This is a genomic window from Flavobacterium sp. 1 (genome assembly GCF_002797935.1).
Lineage (GTDB): Bacteria > Bacteroidota > Bacteroidia > Flavobacteriales > Flavobacteriaceae > Flavobacterium.
Genome location: NZ_PGER01000001.1, coordinates 2,944,369 through 2,962,568, shown reverse-complemented (window position 1 = coordinate 2,962,568; position 18,200 = coordinate 2,944,369). Strand labels below are relative to the sequence as shown.

General features: G+C 34.7%; 9 protein-coding genes and 1 pseudogene. 7 read left to right on the top strand and 3 right to left on the bottom strand.

Features of this window, described 5'->3' with window-relative positions; translation table 11 throughout:
- Positions 1 to 54 precede the first annotated feature (54 nt).
- The 3 genes from rpoC to CLU83_RS11775 all read left to right on the top strand — a co-directional run bounded on the left by rpoC (position 55) and on the right by CLU83_RS11775 (position 5,315).
- Positions 55 to 4,365, top strand: a complete 4,311-nt coding sequence (gene rpoC / locus CLU83_RS11785; RefSeq protein ID WP_100431797.1) for a DNA-directed RNA polymerase subunit beta' — start codon at positions 55 to 57, stop codon at positions 4,363 to 4,365.
- Positions 4,366 to 4,427: 62 nt separating this feature from the next.
- Positions 4,428 to 4,739 (top strand): DUF3467 domain-containing protein, encoded by a 312-nt coding sequence (locus CLU83_RS11780; protein WP_100433712.1) that lies wholly within the window; start codon positions 4,428 to 4,430, stop codon positions 4,737 to 4,739.
- A gap of 207 nt (positions 4,740 to 4,946) precedes the next feature.
- A complete protein-coding gene (locus CLU83_RS11775; protein WP_100431796.1) occupies positions 4,947 to 5,315 on the top strand; it encodes a hypothetical protein in 369 nt (122 codons plus the stop codon).
- Positions 5,316 to 5,401: 86 nt separating this feature from the next.
- Here the strand turns inward: CLU83_RS11775 and CLU83_RS11770 are convergent, their stop codons facing one another.
- Positions 5,402 to 6,991: a peptide chain release factor 3 gene (locus tag CLU83_RS11770; protein ID WP_100431795.1), complete on the bottom strand. Its 1,590-nt coding sequence runs from the start codon at positions 6,989 to 6,991 to the stop codon at positions 5,402 to 5,404.
- Positions 6,992 to 7,148: 157 nt separating this feature from the next.
- Complete coding sequence (locus CLU83_RS11765) at positions 7,149 to 8,591, bottom strand: alpha-amylase (protein WP_100431794.1); 1,443 nt, start codon at positions 8,589 to 8,591, stop codon at positions 7,149 to 7,151.
- Positions 8,592 to 9,331: 740 nt separating this feature from the next.
- Here CLU83_RS11765 and CLU83_RS11760 point away from each other — a divergent pair.
- From CLU83_RS11760 to CLU83_RS11745, 4 genes and pseudogenes are all read left to right on the top strand, one after another.
- Positions 9,332 to 10,744 (top strand): peptidylprolyl isomerase, encoded by a 1,413-nt coding sequence (locus tag CLU83_RS11760; RefSeq protein WP_369828763.1) that lies wholly within the window; start codon positions 9,332 to 9,334, stop codon positions 10,742 to 10,744.
- Positions 10,745 to 10,822: 78 nt separating this feature from the next.
- Positions 10,823 to 11,775 (top strand): annotated as a pseudogene (locus CLU83_RS11755) (AAA family ATPase).
- A gap of 287 nt (positions 11,776 to 12,062) precedes the next feature.
- On the top strand, positions 12,063 to 14,834 hold the full coding sequence (locus tag CLU83_RS11750) for a bifunctional aconitate hydratase 2/2-methylisocitrate dehydratase (RefSeq protein WP_100431792.1): 2,772 nt from the start codon (positions 12,063 to 12,065) through the stop codon (positions 14,832 to 14,834).
- Between the two features lie 119 nt (positions 14,835 to 14,953).
- Positions 14,954 to 17,221 carry an aconitate hydratase gene (locus CLU83_RS11745; RefSeq protein WP_100431791.1) on the top strand — a complete coding sequence of 756 codons (2,268 nt, stop codon included), beginning with the start codon at positions 14,954 to 14,956 and terminating at the stop codon, positions 17,219 to 17,221.
- 453 nt (positions 17,222 to 17,674) lie between these two features.
- Here CLU83_RS11745 and CLU83_RS11740 read toward each other — a convergent pair whose 3' ends face one another.
- Positions 17,675 to 18,088, bottom strand: coding sequence for a hypothetical protein (locus CLU83_RS11740; protein ID WP_157802085.1), 414 nt, complete (start codon positions 18,086 to 18,088; stop codon positions 17,675 to 17,677).
- Positions 18,089 to 18,200 lie beyond the last annotated feature (112 nt).

Genomic DNA, 18,200 nt, shown 5'->3' with positions numbered 1-18,200 from the left:
CATTACAACGTTTAAAATCAATTTTTAATTGCAAATAAATCAATAGTAAAAACTATGATGAATAATAGAAATAATAATAAAGATAAGAATCCTGTAAAAAGATTTGATAAAATTTCAATTGGGTTAGCTTCTCCAGAATCTATCTTGAAAGAATCTAGAGGTGAGGTTTTAAAACCAGAAACCATCAATTACAGAACACACAAACCAGAGCGTGATGGTCTTTTCTGCGAAAGAATTTTTGGACCAGTAAAAGATTTTGAATGTGCTTGTGGTAAATATAAAAGAATACGTTATAAAGGGATCATCTGTGATCGTTGCGGTGTTGAAGTTACTGAGAAAAAAGTACGTAGAGACAGAGTAGGGCACATCAATCTTGTTGTGCCTATTGCTCATATCTGGTATTTCCGTTCACTACCTAACAAAATTGGTTATATCCTAGGTCTTCCGTCTAAGAAATTGGATATGATTATCTACTACGAAAGATATGTAGTAATCCAAGCAGGTATAGCTAAAAATGCAGATGGTGAATCTATTGAAAGATTAGATTTCTTAACAGAAGAAGAATATTTGAATATTCTAGATACTCTTCCTGCAGACAATCAATATTTAGATGATTTTGATCCAAATAAATTTGTTGCCAAAATGGGAGCAGAGTGTATTATGGATTTATTGGCACGTATTGATCTTGACGAATTGTCATATGATTTAAGACATAAAGCTAATAACGAAACATCAAAACAAAGAAAAACTGAAGCGTTAAAGAGACTGCAGGTTGTGGAATCTTTCCGTGAGTCTACTTTGAACAGAGAGAATCGTCCTGAATGGATGATTATGAAAGTAATTCCAGTTATTCCACCAGAATTGCGTCCTCTTGTGCCTCTTGATGGTGGTCGTTTTGCTACGTCAGATTTAAATGACTTATACCGTCGTGTAATCATCCGTAACAATCGTTTGAAAAGATTAATCGAGATTAAAGCACCTGAAGTAATCTTAAGAAACGAGAAACGTATGTTGCAGGAATCTGTGGATTCACTTTTCGATAATACTCGTAAAGCTTCTGCAGTAAAAACTGAATCAAACAGACCTTTAAAATCATTATCTGATTCGTTAAAAGGTAAACAAGGACGTTTCCGTCAAAACTTACTTGGTAAACGTGTGGATTATTCTGCTCGTTCGGTAATTGTTGTTGGACCTGAATTGAAATTGTTTGAATGCGGTTTGCCAAAAGATATGGCAGCTGAATTATACAAGCCTTTTGTTATCCGTAAATTGATAGAAAGAGGAATTGTAAAAACAGTAAAATCTGCTAAGAAAATAATTGACAAAAAAGAGCCAGTTGTATGGGATATTCTTGAAAATGTAATCAAAGGACATCCAGTATTATTGAACCGTGCTCCTACTTTGCACAGATTAGGTATTCAAGCTTTCCAACCAAAATTAATTGAAGGAAAAGCAATCCAATTGCACCCTTTAGTTTGTACTGCATTTAATGCGGATTTTGATGGGGATCAAATGGCGGTTCACTTACCATTAGGACCTGAGGCTATTTTGGAAGCACAATTATTAATGTTGGCTTCTCATAATATCTTGAATCCTGCGAATGGTGCGCCAATTACGGTACCTTCTCAAGACATGGTACTTGGTCTTTACTATATGACCAAAGAGCGTTTGTCTACACCAGAACTTAAAATTTTAGGAGAAGGAATTACATTTTATTCTGCTGAAGAAGTAAATATTGCATTGAACGAAGGAAGATTAGAATTGAATGCTCGAGTGAAAATTAGAGCTAAAGATTTTAATGAAGCTGGTGAATTAGTGTATCAAATTGTTCAAACAACTGCTGGACGTGTATTGTTTAATGAAGTAGTGCCGGAAGCAGCTGGATATATCAATGATGTATTGACTAAGAAAAACCTTAGAGATATTATCGGTCACGTATTGAGTTCGACTGATGTGCCTACAACAGCGGCTTTCTTGGACAATATGAAAGATATGGGTTATAAATTTGCATTCAAAGGAGGATTATCGTTCTCTCTTGGAGATATTAGAATCCCAGAACAAAAACCAAAATTAATTGCAGATGCTAGAGAGCAAGTTGAAGGTATCTCTGCAAATTATAATATGGGTCTTATCACCAATAACGAGCGTTACAACCAAGTTATTGACGTATGGACTTCAGCAAATGCTCAATTAACAGAGTTAGCAATGAAAAACATTAGAGAAGACCAACAAGGTTTCAACTCGGTGTATATGATGCTTGATTCTGGAGCGAGGGGTTCCAAAGAACAAATTCGTCAGTTAACCGGTATGCGTGGTTTGATGGCTAAGCCTAAAAAATCTACTGCTGGTGGTGGTGAAATTATTGAAAACCCGATTCTTTCTAACTTTAAGGAAGGTCTTTCTATCCTTGAGTACTTTATCTCTACTCACGGTGCTCGTAAAGGGCTTGCGGATACCGCTTTGAAAACGGCTGATGCAGGATACTTGACTAGAAGATTACATGACGTTTCTCAGGATGTTATTGTTAATATTGAGGATTGTGGTACTCTTAGAGGTATTGAAGTTTCTGCTTTGAAGAAAAATGAGGAAATTGTTGAATCATTAGGTGAAAGAATCTTAGGACGTGTTGCATTGCAAGATGTAATTAATCCTTTGACAAGTGAGATTTTAGTTCATGCTGGTCAGCAGATTACAGAAGCATTAGTGAAAGGGATTGAAGCTTCTCCAGTGGAGAAAGTAGAAGTACGTTCGCCATTAGTTTGTGAGGCTACAAAAGGTATTTGTGCTAAATGTTACGGTAGAAACTTAGCTACTGGTAAAATGACTCAAAGAGGTGAGGCTGTTGGTGTAATTGCTGCACAGTCTATTGGAGAGCCAGGTACGCAGCTTACATTACGTACTTTCCACGTTGGAGGGGTTGCTGGGGGTATTTCTGAAGAATCTAGTATTGTAACTCGTTTTGCAGGTAAACTAGAAATAGAAGATTTAAAAACTGTAAAAGGTGAAGACAGCGAAGGTAATTCAGTTGATATTGTAGTTTCCCGTTCTACGGAATTGAAATTAATTGACGAAAAAACAGGAATTCTATTAAGTACAAATAATATTCCTTACGGTTCTAGCATCTTTGTTAATGATGGTGATTCTGTAGCTAAAGGAACTGTGATTTGTAAATGGGATCCATATAATGGAGTTATCGTTTCTGAGTTTACTGGTAAAATTGCTTATGAAGATTTAGAGCAAGGACAATCGTTTATGGTTGAAATTGATGAGCAGACTGGTTTCCAAGAAAAAGTAATCTCTGAGTCAAGAAATAAAAAATTAATTCCAACTTTATTGGTTTACGGTAAAGAAGGTGAATTGATTCGTTCTTACAACTTACCAGTTGGAGCTCACTTGATGGTAGAAAACGGAGAGAAAATTAAAGCTGGTAAAGTTTTGGTTAAAATTCCTCGTCGTTCTTCTAAATCTGGGGATATTACAGGAGGTTTACCTAGAATTACTGAGTTGTTAGAAGCTCGTAATCCTTCGAATCCAGCTGTGGTTTCTGAGATTGACGGTGTTGTTTCTTTCGGAAAAATCAAAAGAGGTAACCGTGAAATCGTTATTGAATCTAAATTTGGTGATGTTAGAAAGTACTTGGTTAAATTATCAAGCCAAATTTTAGTTCAGGAAAATGACTTCGTAAGAGCTGGTGTTCCGTTGTCAGACGGAGCAATTACTCCAGATGATATTTTAAGAATTCAAGGACCTGCTGCTGTTCAACAGTATTTGGTAAATGAGATTCAAGAGGTATACCGTCTTCAAGGGGTAAAAATCAACGACAAGCACTTTGAAGTTGTAATACGCCAAATGATGCGTAAAGTAAGAGTACAAGATCCAGGAGATACATTATTCTTAGAAGATCAATTAATTCATACTAAAGACTTTATTGTTGAAAACGATAAGTTATACGGAATGAAAGTGGTTGAAGATGCTGGAGATTCAGGTGTTTTAAAAGCTGGTCAAATTATAACACCACGTCAATTGCGTGATGAGAATTCATTATTAAAACGTACTGATAAAAATCTTGTTGCTGCACGTGATGTAATAACTGCTACTGCAACACCAGTTTTACAAGGTATTACAAGAGCTTCTCTTCAAACTAAATCATTTATTTCTGCTGCTTCTTTCCAAGAAACAACAAAAGTATTAAACGAAGCTGCTGTTGCTGGTAAAGTTGATTTATTAGAAGGATTAAAAGAAAATGTAATTGTTGGTCATAGAATCCCTGCCGGTACAGGTATGAGAGAATATGATAATGCAATTGTAGGATCTAGAGAAGACTATAATGATATGATGGCAAATAAAGAAGAGTATATTTATTAATTCTTTCCTCAATGCTCTCTCTCTGCAAACGTAGGGAGAGAGTGTTGAAAAATTTAAATTTTATGAGCAATTCTAACCAACAACAAGAACAGATTAATATTGAATTGGATGAAAAAATAGCTGAAGGAATTTATTCAAATTTGGCTATAATTAATCATTCTTCATCTGAATTTGTATTAGATTTTGTTTGTATTATGCCTGGTGTTCCTAAAGCTAAAGTTAAATCAAGAATTGTTTTAACGCCACAGCATGCCAAAAGATTACTAAAAGCGATTGGTGAAAATATTCATCGTTTTGAAGTTGCTCATGGTGAAATAAAAGAAGGCGAACAAGCTCCAATTCCTTTAAATTTTGGCCCTGCGGGACAAGCATAATGATAAATGATATATGATAAAGACTCCAGAAATGGAGTCTTTTTTTTGCTGTCTTTTTTTTAAGGTTATTATTTCGTTAAACATCATGCTTTTTACGTATTTAAACGACTTTATACGTATTTAAACGACTATTTTTTTCCTCAGTTAACTATTCGTTTACTTTCGTTCTTGAATATATGAAATATATCATACAGAAAAAGAATTAAGATGAGCAAAATTTTTAATACGTTACAAAAAAACAATAATACAAGTTTTTTATTTGTTATCGTTTTGTTTGCTTTTTTTTCAAGTACAGCTGTTTTTGGACAAAATGAAAGGGTAGAGGTTTCAAGTGAGGAAGTTACTAGTCATAGTAATATTATGATTGAGAGTCCTGTAAAAGTGTCTAATACTGTTATGATAAATCCAAATGTGAATTTTATATTATGGTTTATGGGTACTAAAGAAGATGTGGGAAAAAGTTTTTCTGATGATGGTATGTATTCTAAGAAAAGTTTTTTGACTTCAGGCAGAGAGCCAAATCATTTATTGGTAAAAACGCTTTTGAAAAAAGCACTAAATATTAAGTCTTGCTAGCAAGTATTTAAGGTTGAATTTAATTTGTATATATAAAAAACGCCAATTTCTAATTGGCGTTTTTTTTGTTTTAAACTTTTTATGGTTTAATCAAATTCAGAGGTGAAAAATAATTTCACACTTGGATATTTATTTTGCGTCATTTGAATCGTAAAGTCAGAATCTGCAAGGAAAACCAATTGATTGTACTTGTCTTTTGCTAAAAATTTTTGTTTAATGCGTTTGAATTCTTTGAATTCTTCATTTTTAGCATCGTCTGGTTTTACCCAGCAGGCTTTATGAACAGGAAAATTTTCGTACGTACATTTTGCACCATATTCATGCTCCAATCGGTATTGAATAACTTCATATTGTAGCGCTCCCACAGTTCCAATTACTTTTCGATTGTTCATTTCTAAGGTAAATAATTGAGCTACACCTTCGTCCATCAATTGATCAACTCCTTTGTCCAGCTGTTTGGCTTTCATAGGATCGGCATTATTGATATATCTAAAGTGTTCTGGAGAAAAACTTGGGATTCCTTTGAAACTCATGATTTCTCCTTCTGTCAAAGTATCGCCAATCTTGAAATTTCCAGTATCATGCAAGCCAACAATGTCACCAGGGTATGAAATATCTACAATCTCTTTCTTTTCGGCAAAGAATGCATTTGGGCTTGAAAATTTTAAGTTCTTCTTCTGGCGAACATGGTAATAGGGTTTGTTTCTTTCAAAAGTTCCAGAAACAATCTTTATAAATGCTAGTCTGTCTCTGTGTTTTGGATCCATATTGGCGTGGATTTTAAAAACAAAACCAGACATTTTTTCTTCTTTTGGATCAACTAATCTAGTTTCGGAATCCTTTGGTCTTGGAGATGGTGCAATGCTTACAAAGCAATCTAATAATTCTCTAACTCCAAAATTATTTAATGCTGAACCAAAAAAGACAGGCTGTAATTTTCCGTCCAAATAATCTTGACGATCAAATTTAGGATATACTTCGTCTATTAATTCTAATTCCTCGCGCAAGCGATCAGCAGGTTTTTGACCGATTATTTTTTCCAATTCAGGACTTTCAACATCAGAGAAAGCGATTGTTTCTTCGATGTTTTTACGGCTGTCACCACTAAATAGATTAATGTTTTGTTCCCAAAGATTGTAAATTCCTTGAAAGTCATACCCCATTCCGATAGGGAAACTAAGTGGGGTAACAGTTAATCCAAGTTTTTGTTCCACTTCGTCCATTAAGTCAAAAGCGTCTTTTCCTTCTCGGTCTAATTTATTGATGAAAACAATGATAGGAATTTTTCGCATTCTGCAAACGGCAACCAGTTTTTCTGTTTGCTCTTCAACTCCTTTTGCAACGTCTATAACAACAATTACACTATCAACGGCTGTTAAAGTTCTAAAAGTATCTTCAGCAAAATCCTTGTGACCTGGTGTATCAAGAATGTTTATTTTTTTTTCTTTGTAATTAAAGGCTAAAACAGATGTAGAAACAGAAATTCCTCTCTGACGTTCAATTTCCATGAAATCGCTCGTTGCGCCTTTTTTTATTTTATTGTTTTTCACCGCACCTGCTTCTTGAATAGCTCCTCCAAAAAGAAGTAGTTTTTCAGTTAGTGTCGTTTTTCCGGCATCGGGGTGTGAAATAATCCCAAAAGTGCGTCTTCGTTGTATTTCTTTTAAAAAACTCATATTTTTATATAAATAGTTTGCAAAAGTACTATTTATAAATGCTATTTAAAAAAATATAGTTATAATAAAAATGGACTTATGTGTTCATTATTGAGATTGTTCTAAAAACAAAAAAAGCTATCCGTTATGGATAGCTTAAATTTGTAAATAATCATTATTAGATGTTCAGCGACCAAACACTATAACTGTTTGGAGGACATTGGATTTTTACCCATTTATCACCTTGGGTTGTTGGATACCATGAAGAGTTTCCTGTGAAATCTTTAATTTGTGCATTGGCCCAATTGGTAGGAATCCATCTTTCTTGCCAAGTCGAAGAATTATTGAGATATACAATTAATCCTGGATTTCCATTATAACCATTTCTTCGGGCAATATATTCATCGTCATCAGCATATAATATTGATGTGTTTCCCGTTGCTTTGTTGTTGTGGATCCAAATTAGATTGTTCAGTTTGTCTTTATTAAGCCATTCCTCATAATCTCTGTAAAAAATGGTGGGATAACCTTCGTGTGTAAGGATGTAAGCATAGGCTAACTCTTTTTTCCAAATTTCATCAGTATCGTGATTGGTGACGAAAGTGACAGCTTTGTATGGATTTCTTTTCCACATCATATCATCTGTCAATAAGTTTAAATTGTTTCCGTCAAAAGCATCATTCATCTTATAATAACAGGCAAAATCGAATACAGAACTATTGGCATTATTGGCCCAGTCATTCAGTACGTTTACGTTTGAATCCCATAATTCACCCACAGAAAATCCGCCTACATTAGCATTCCATTGATTGACAACCCAAGGGCCAAAACCTTTTACATAATCAAATCTCCATCCGTCAAAATGCATTGTGTTTTTGTAATATTTGCCTACACCGTCTGTTCTTATCCAAAGCCAATCTTGTACATTTGGAGCGGCATGGCATAAATCTGGAAATCCTCCAAATGCGCCTTCGTCATTGTTGCCAAAGGAATTTTTATAAAAATCAGCATACGTTCTTTTGAATTTTCCTGATGCTACTCCGGTAAAATTTGTCCAAGTATTGGTTCCTGTAAATGGATTAGCTTCAGATGCTCCTCCGCTATTGTGATTAATTACAATGTCGGCATACACTTTTATATTTTCGGCATGAGCAGTAGTGATTAAATTCACTAACTCAGTTTTTGAGCCAAAGCGGGTTTCAACTGAGCCGTTTTGATTATAATCACCAAAATCAAAGTAATCAGTAGGGTCGTATCCCATTGAGAAAGCTCCGTTTTGTGCTTTTGATGCAGGAGGCAGCCAGATAGATCCAATACCGGCATTTCCCCATGCAACAACTTTGGTGCCTATAGTATTCCACCAATTTCCGCCCGAAGGTACATCCCAGTAAAAAGCCTGCATCATTACGCCTCCTCCGGGATTGTCTGCATATTTACTGGTAAGTGATGTTTTTGAATTCCCAGTACTGAACGGATGGCCATCGTGTGTTGTTACATTTATAACTTTGAATGGAGCTGTTGCTGATGCATTTGTATCATTGATTTCATCTGATGAATTACAAGAAAAAAGTCCCGCCAGCAATACGGTTACTAGATACATTTTAAAAATTGGTTTTTTCATAATTGGTTAATTTGGTTAGAAATTGGTTTTTTGGTAATAAAAATTCTTAGCCTAAGGTTAATCTGTTTTATTTCTAGCTTTTTCTCTTTTATAATTGGCTGTTAATTATTAGATTAACTTTTTAGCGTAGCGAATGTATTTAAAATTGTATAAGGTTTGTAGTTTTTTTATTTTATAAGAATACTACAACGATATAGTGTTTATAAATTATTGTATAATGAATTCTGATTTGCTTTTTAAGAATTCTAATTTTAATTGATGTTTTTTAAAAAATTAATAAATACATAAAAAATAATTTATGCTGCTTGAAATATTAATTTGATATTTTAAACAGTAATAAACTTGAAATTCATTAAAAACAGTTAGAGTGAAAGAATTGCGAAAGCTTAAAATATTGTGAAGTCTTATTGAATTTATTCAGGTTTTTATTTTTTTAAAGCTGAATGCTGTTTTTGAACTGAAAGTTATGAATTAGCAGGGGGTGAAGGAACTTAATAATTTTTTGTTAATAGTACTTAGGAAACTTGTTTAATGCATTCGAATTGTTATTTTTGTTCGTTATATGTTTAGATAATTGTAAGTAATTTGCCGAATTATTGCGTTTTGATTATTCGGAGTTAAAAGCATACAGTTTTTCTAGTTTTAAAATGTTGTATTTAAGTTGAATGCATTTTTTAAAACAATTTTTTTTGAGATAATAATAATATAAAAAATAAAAAATGCCTTCAAAAATTGTACAAATGAAATCCATAACCAATAAAGTTATGTTGCCTTTTTTTCTTTTGTTTTTTTCTTTAACTTTTGTAAATGCTCAAGAGATTATAAAAGATAGTGTTGCTAAGGTAGTAGCAAAAGTACCAGTGTCTTCAACAAAAAAACTTAAGATAGATGGAGTAGTTGCAACCGTTGGGGATTATATTATATTGGATTCTGATATAGATAAAGGTTTTTTGGAAATTAAAAGCCAGGGAGGATCTACGACAGATGTAACAAGATGTCAGGTTTTAGGAACTTTATTGGAACAAAAACTATATGCTCATCAAGCGGTTCAGGATAGTATTATTGTAAGTGATGCAGAAGTAAAAGGAATGATGGATGAAAGGCTGAGTTATATGCTGCAGCAAGTTGGTACAATGGAAAAACTGGTGCAATACTATCAAAAAGATTCAGAAGAAGAATTTAGAACGTATTTTTTTGATGTTTTGAAAGAGCAGAAACTTACTGGTGAAATGACCAAAAAGATAATTGATAAGGTTGAAATAACGCCAGAAGAAGTTCGTGAATTCTTTAAAAAAATTCCTGTTGCTGATTTGCCTGTTTTTGGAGCTGAATTAGAAGTGGCTCAAATTGTTGTTAAGCCAAAAGTTACTGAAGAAGATAAGAAAAGAGTTATTGATAAATTAAATGGCTTTAGGAAAGAGTGTATGGAGGGAGCGAGTTTTGCGACCAAGGCTGTTTTGTATTCGGAAGATCCTGGTTCTAGCAAAAATGGAGGTTATTATAAAATGACTCGAAAAACTCCTTTTGTGAAAGAGTTTAAAGATGTTGCATTTAGTCTTGCGGAGGGTGAGATTTCAGAGCCTTTTGAAACTCAATACGGTTTTCATATTATTTATGTTGAAAAAATAAAGGGTCAGGAAATTGAATTGAGACATATACTAATAGCTCCAGTAGTTTCTCAAGAATCATTAAAAGAGGCTAAAGAAAAAATTACTTTAATTAGAAAAAAGATATTAGACAAGGAAATTACTTTTGCTGAAGCAGCAAGAACCATGTCTGATGAAAAAGAAACAAGAGCTAATGGCGGAGCGTTGGTAAATCCTAAAACTCAAGATACGCATTTTGAATTGACTAATATGGATCCTTCTATATATAAGCAGGTTTCAAATTTGAAAGATAATGAGATTTCGACGCCATTTCTTGAGGATAAAGAAGGAAAGAAATATTATAAAATCATGATAGTAACGAATAGAATTGATTCGCATACTGCAGATTATGCTAAAGATTATATCAAAATTAAAGATTTAGCTTTGAAAGAAAAACAAATCAAAGCTATTGCCAAGTGGTTTGACACAAAAATAAAAGATACTTATATAAAGATTGTCGATGAATATAAAGATTGTGCATTTACCAATAATTGGGTAAAAAAATAATTTTCATTAAATAAATAAAAAGAGTTAGTTTTATGTTTTCATAGAGCTAACTCTTTTTTAAATTAAAAAAAATATAAAATGTCGGATGTAACAGCGATACAGAATTTAGTTGAAAAGCGTAACGAATTAAAAAAGAAATATCTAAAATTATTGTAGGCCAAGAAGCTGTTGTTGATCAGATTTTGCTATGTATTTTTTCCGGAGGCCATGCCTTGCTAGTTGGAGTTCCTGGGCTTGCCAAGACTTTGCTGGTAAATACTTTGGCGCAAGCGTTAGGTCTGGATTTTAAAAGAATTCAATTCACACCTGATTTAATGCCTTCGGATATATTAGGGAGTGAAATATTGGATGAAAACAGACAGTTTAAATTTATAAAAGGACCAATATTTTCTAATATTATTCTGGCTGATGAAATTAATAGAACACCGCCAAAAACACAAGCTGCTTTATTGGAAGCAATGCAGGAACGTTCGGTTACAATTGCGGGTGTAAATCATAAGTTGAGTTTGCCGTATTTTGTGTTAGCTACACAAAATCCTATTGAGCAGGAGGGAACTTACCCCTTGCCAGAGGCACAATTAGACCGTTTTATGTTTGCTATAAAACTGGAATATCCTTCTTTTGAAGAAGAAGTGCAGGTGGTGAAACGCACAACTGCCGACTTGAATACTGAAGTTAACCCATTGTTTACAGCTCAGGAGATTATAGATTTCCAACATTTGATCCGCCGTATTCCTGTTGCGGATAATGTGGTTGAATATGCGGTAAGATTGGTAAGTAAAACACGTCCTGATAATGTGCTTTCGAATGAATTTGTAAAAAATTATTTGGATTGGGGTGCAGGGCCTAGAGCATCACAGAATTTAATTTTAGCGGCCAAAGCCAATGCTGCTTTTCATGGGAAGTTTTCACCGGATATAGAAGATGTGAAAACGGTTGCAGTTGGAATATTGAGACACCGAATCATAAAAAATTATAAAGCAGATGCTGAAGGAATTTCTGAGGAAATGATAATTGGAAAGCTGATTTAAAAGAAAAAAATAATAAATTATTGAAAAGTGTTATATTCTAATGGGAATGTAGCACTTTTTGTTTTAACAATAGTTTTTCTTTTTGTTAAAATCCATTTCTGAATTATTGAATTTATAAAATTGACAGGCTAAACATGCTTATTTCTTATTTTAAAGCAGTGAAATCTTTTATTTTGCAATAATATTTTTTGAAAAATGTACATCTATTAAATTTCTTTAAATTATCATCTTTAATTCCTAAATTTGCGTACAAAAAAAATTAAAACACCAATAAAAGACTCCTATTTATGAATACTTATAAGGATTACATTCAAGAGATTGAAGAAAGAAAAGGCCAGGGACTTAACCCGAAGCCAATTGATGGTGCTGAATTACTAAGCGAAATCATCCAACAAATTAAAGATTTGGATAACGAGTACAGAGAGGATTCTCTTAAATTCTTTATTTATAATGTTGTACCAGGAACTACTCCTGCCGCTAATGTTAAAGCTAATTTTTTAAAAGAAATCGTTCTAGGTCAATCAGTAGTTGCTGAAATTACGCCTGCTTTTGCTTTAGAGTTGTTGTCGCACATGAAGGGTGGAACTTCTATAAAGGTTTTACTTGACTTAGCTTTAGGTGATAATGTTGCGATTGCAAAAGATGCTGCAGCTGTTTTAAAAACACAAGTTTATCTTTATGAGGCAGATACAGATCGTTTAGCTGAAGCTTTCAAAAACGGTAATGAAATTGCTAAGGATATCTTAGAGAGCTATGCTAAGGCTGAGTTCTTTACTAAATTACCTGAAATTGCAGAAGAAATTAAGGTTGTTACTTTTATTGCTGGTGAAGGAGATATTTCAACCGATTTACTTTCTCCAGGAAACCAAGCGCACTCCCGTTCCGATCGTGAACTTCATGGAAAATGTTTAATTTCTCCTGAAGCACAAGCTGAAATCAAAGCATTAGCAACAGCGAATCCTGATAAGAGCGTGATGTTAATCGCTGAAAAAGGGACTATGGGAGTTGGTTCTTCAAGAATGTCAGGTGTAAACAACGTGGCGCTTTGGAGTGGAAAACAAGCTAGTCCTTATGTTCCATTTATTAATATTGCTCCAATCGTTGCAGGAACAAACGGTATTTCTCCGATTTTCCTAACAACTGTTGATGTTACTGGTGGTATTGGTCTTGACCTTAAAAACTGGGTAAAAAAATTAGATGAAAAAGGTAACGTTCTTCGTAATGAGAGCGGTGATCCTATTCTAGAGGAAGTTTACTCTGTTGCTACTGGTACTGTTCTTACAATCAACACAAAAACAAAAAAGCTTTATAACGGCGATAAAGAATTAATTGATATTTCTAAGGCATTTACTCCTCAGAAAATTGAATTTATAAAAGCTGGTGGTTCTTATGCTATCGTGTTTGGAAAAAAATTGCAGACATTTGCATCAAAGACTCTAGGTATTGATATTGTGCCTGTATATGCTCCGTCAAAAGAGGTTTCTGTTGAAGGACAAGGTCTTACGGCAGTAGAAAAAATATTTAATAAAAATGCGGTTGGAACAACTCCAGGTAAAATTTTACACGCTGGTTCTGATGTTCGTGTTACCGTAAATATTGTTGGTTCACAAGATACAACAGGTTTGATGACTTCTCAGGAATTAGAGTCTATGGCTGCTACTGTGATTTCTCCAATTGTTGACGGTGCTTACCAATCAGGTTGTCACACTGCTTCAGTTTGGGATAATAAATCTAAGGCAAATATTCCTAGATTGATGAAATTTATGAACGACTTCGGATTGATCACAGCTCGTGACCCGAAAGGCGTTTATCACTCAATGACGGATGTAATTCATAAAGTGCTTAATGATATTACTGTAAACGAGTGGGCTATCATCATTGGTGGTGACTCTCATACAAGAATGTCTAAAGGTGTTGCTTTTGGTGCTGATTCAGGAACTGTTGCTCTTGCATTGGCTACTGGTGAAGCTTCAATGCCAATTCCAGAATCTGTGAAAGTGACTTTCAAAGGAGATATGAAAGGGTATATGGATTTCCGTGATGTAGTTCATGCTACACAAGCTCAAATGCTTAAAACATTTGGTGGAGAGAATGTATTCCAAGGAAGAATTATTGAGGTTCATTTAGGAACTCTTAATGCGGATCAGGCGTTTACGTTTACGGACTGGACAGCAGAAATGAAAGCGAAAGCTTCTATCTGTATTTCTGAGGATTATACCTTGATTGAATCTTTAGAGATGGCGAAAGGTAGAATTCAGATTATGATCGACAAAGGAATGGACAATAAAAATCAAGTTCTTAAAGGATTGATTGCTATAGCTGATAAGAGAATCGCTGAGATTATTTCAGGTGAAAAACCAGCCTTAAGACCAGATGCAAACGCTAAGTATTACGCTGAAGTTGTTGTAGATCTTGATCAGATTGCTGAGCCAATGATTGCAGATCCAGATGTTAATAATGCCGATGTTTCTAAAAGATATACTCACGATACCATCAGACCTCTATCTTTCTACGGTGGAGTTAAACAAGTAGATCTTGGATTTATTGGTTCTTGTATGGTTCACAAGGGAGATATGAAAATTCTAGCTCACATGCTTAAGAATATTGATGAGCAAGAAGGTAAAGTAGAGTTCAAAGCGCCGCTAGTTGTTGCTCCTCCTACTTATAATATTGTTGATGAATTAAAAGCAGAAGGGGACTGGGAAATTTTACAAAAATACTCTGGTTTCGAATTTGACGATAATGTTCCTAAAGCTGCTGCACGTACATCATACGAAAATATGCTATATCTAGAGCGTCCAGGCTGTAACCTTTGTATGGGTAACCAAGAAAAAGCGGCCAAAGGAGATACTGTAATGGCAACATCTACTCGTCTTTTCCAAGGAAGAGTAGTTGAGGATACTGAGGGTAAAAAAGGAGAATCATTACTTTCGTCTACACCAGTTGTGGTATTATCTACAATCCTTGGCAGAACTCCAACAATAGAAGAATATAAAACTGCAGTAGAAGGAATCAACTTAACTAAGTTTGCTCCTTCTCATAAGTTATTAGTTAAATAATTTACATAATTAGTTAATAATAGTTTAAAAGCCTGTGTCTTATGACTCAGGCTTTTTTTATGCTCTATTTTTTTGTACCTTGTAATGTTTAAATTATTAATGACAAAAAACTAAACATTATGGCTTTTGATATTGAAATGATTAAAAAAGTGTATGACAACATGAAAACTCGTGTTGATGCTGCACGTGAGATAGTAGGTCGTCCACTTACTTTAACGGAGAAGATTTTGTACAGCCACCTTTGGGATGGAACTGCTAAGCAAGCTTATGGAAGAGGAGTTGATTATGTTGATTTTGCTCCGGACAGAGTTGCTTGCCAAGATGCAACAGCTCAAATGGCATTGTTGCAATTTATGCATGCTGGTAAATCAAAAGCAGCAGTTCCTACAACGGTTCACTGCGATCACTTGATCCAGGCCAAAGTTGGTGCTTCTACTGATTTAGCCGTAGCAAATACTCAATCAAAAGAAGTTTTTGATTTCTTGTCATCAGTTTCAAATAAATATGGGATTGGTTTTTGGAAACCGGGATCCGGAATTATTCATCAAATTGTTTTAGAAAACTACGCTTTTCCTGGCGGTATGATGATCGGTACCGATTCCCATACTGTAAATGCAGGTGGATTGGGAATGTTGGCCATTGGTGTTGGTGGTGCCGATGCTGTAGATGTAATGTCTGGAATGTCCTGGGAATTGAAATTTCCTAAATTAATTGGAGTGAAATTGACCGGAAAATTATCCGGTTGGACAGCCCCAAAAGATGTTATCCTAAAAGTAGCCGATATTCTTACTGTAAAAGGCGGAACAGGAGCTGTAGTTGAATATTTTGGAGAAGGTGCAACTTCAATGTCTTGTACAGGAAAAGGTACTATCTGTAATATGGGTGCCGAAATTGGCGCTACAACATCTACATTTGGTTATGATGATTCTATGCGCAGGTATTTAACGGCTACAGATCGTCAGGATGTGGTTGACGCTGCCGATAAAGTAGCTTCTTACCTGACTGCAGATCCAGAAGTATATGCTAATCCGGAAAAATATTTTGACCAGCTTATCGAAATCAATTTATCAGAATTAGAGCCGCATATCAACGGACCTTTTACGCCAGACCGCGGAACTCCGGTTTCAAAAATGAAAGCCGAAGCTGCTGCAAATGGATGGCCAATAAAAATAGAATGGGGATTAATCGGTTCCTGTACTAACTCTTCTTACGAAGATATGGCTCGCGCCGCTTCAATCGTAAACCAAGCAGTAGAACACGGAATTACCCCAAAAGCAGAATTCGGAATCAATCCGGGTTCGGAACAGATTCGTTATACAATCGAAAGAGATGGTATCATCGCTACTTTCGAGAAAATGGGAACCAAAGTGTTTACAAATGCCTGCGGACCATGTATCGGACAATGGGATAGAGCAGGTGCAGATAAAGAGGAGAAAAACACTATCGTCCATTCATTCAATCGTAATTTCTCCAAAAGAGCAGATGGTAATCCAAATACTCACGCTTTTGTAACTTCACCAGAAATGGTAGCTGCATTAGCCATTTCAGGAAGATTGGATTTCAATCCACTAACTGATACTTTATTGAATGATAACGGAGAAGCAGTGAAACTAAACGCTCCTTATGGTGACGAATTGCCAAAAAGAGGTTTTGATGTGGAAGATGCAGGTTTTCAAGCTCCGGCAGCAGATGGTTCAAGTGTTCAAATCTTGGTAAGCGAAACATCAGACAGATTACAGCTTTTAGCACCATTTGATCCATGGGATGGTAAAAATATTTCGGGAGCTAAATTATTAATCAAAGCTTTCGGAAAATGTACTACAGACCACATCTCTATGGCTGGGCCTTGGCTGCGTTACCGAGGACATTTAGATAATATTTCAAACAATATGCTGATTGGTGCCATCAATGCATTCAACCAAACTGCAAATTCGGTTAAAAATCAATTGACAGGTACTTATGAGGCAGTTCCTGCTGTGGCACGTGCCTACAAAGCTGCTGGGATTCCTTCTGTAGTTATTGGAGATCATAATTATGGTGAAGGGTCTTCTCGTGAGCACGCGGCTATGGAGCCTCGTTTCTTGGGAGTAAAAGCAGTATTGGTAAAATCATTTGCCCGTATCCATGAAACGAACCTTAAAAAACAAGGGATGCTAGGATTGACATTTGCTAACGAAGGGGATTATGATAAAATCCAAGAAGATGATACTATCAATTTCATTGATTTGGTTGATTTTGCTCTAGGAAAACCATTAAGTATTGAATTCGTTCACGCTGATGGTAGTAAAGATATCATCTTGGCTAACCATACTTATAACGCAAGTCAAATTGGATGGTTTGTTGCAGGTTCTGCATTGAACCTAATTGCGGCTGAAGCTAACGCATAAGTTTTTAAAAATTTACATAAAAAAAATTCTCAAGGTAACTTGGGAGTTTTTTGTTTAGGCACCGTAAATGTAATAAGGAGCTAATCCTGCTGTCATTTCAAGCTTGTTCGTTTCCTTGTTTTTTTCTAAGATATAAAAGGAGCTTCCTCTGGTCGCTCTTTTATATCAAGAAAAAATTCAAGGCTACTTCACAAGGCTTTCCACTTCCATCAGGGCTAGGACATTCGTTTTCATAATGATATTTTTGTTTTGATTGGCTAACGTCAGTTTTTGAAAATCAGCTGAGTTTCGTACAATATTGTCATTCCGACGAAGGAGGAATCTTCGTTAGAAACTCGACAAAGATTGGGATTTATGATTCCGGAGTTACTCGTGGAGATTGCTTCGGCAGTTCGCTATCGGGTTTATTTGCATATCCAAAAAGCCTCGAATGGTGCTTTTGTTACTATTTTTTTAATGCGCATAAGAGCTGGGATAACTTATAATCCAGTTCATACTATCTAATTCTTTTTTAGAGTATTTATAGAATTTGGCATTTTTACTATAAATGATACTGTCCATATTTTTATAGAAATTTTCCTTATCTGCCTTGTCATATATATATAAATATAAAATAGAATCACATGAAAATTCATCCATTTCATCGGATAAATAGTTCCTAACTATTGGAGAGCTTTCATGTAAAAAATTAAATCCTCCAGGAGCAGAAACAATTTTATAAATACAATCTTCTCCTATTTCGTTCTTAGTTTTTATAAAAATTTCATAACTAATATCTTCTTTAGAATTATTTTTTATAACTAATTTATCTTTGTGATATGAACATCCTGAAAAAATCAATAAAAGAAAAAAAAATGTCTTTTTCATATCTATATTATTTAAATGGGTCGTTTTTATCGGCTGAAAATGGATTTCCCCCATCTGGTGCTCGTCTGCGACGAGTACCTGTTCACTTATATGAACTAAATAAAGCGTTTGC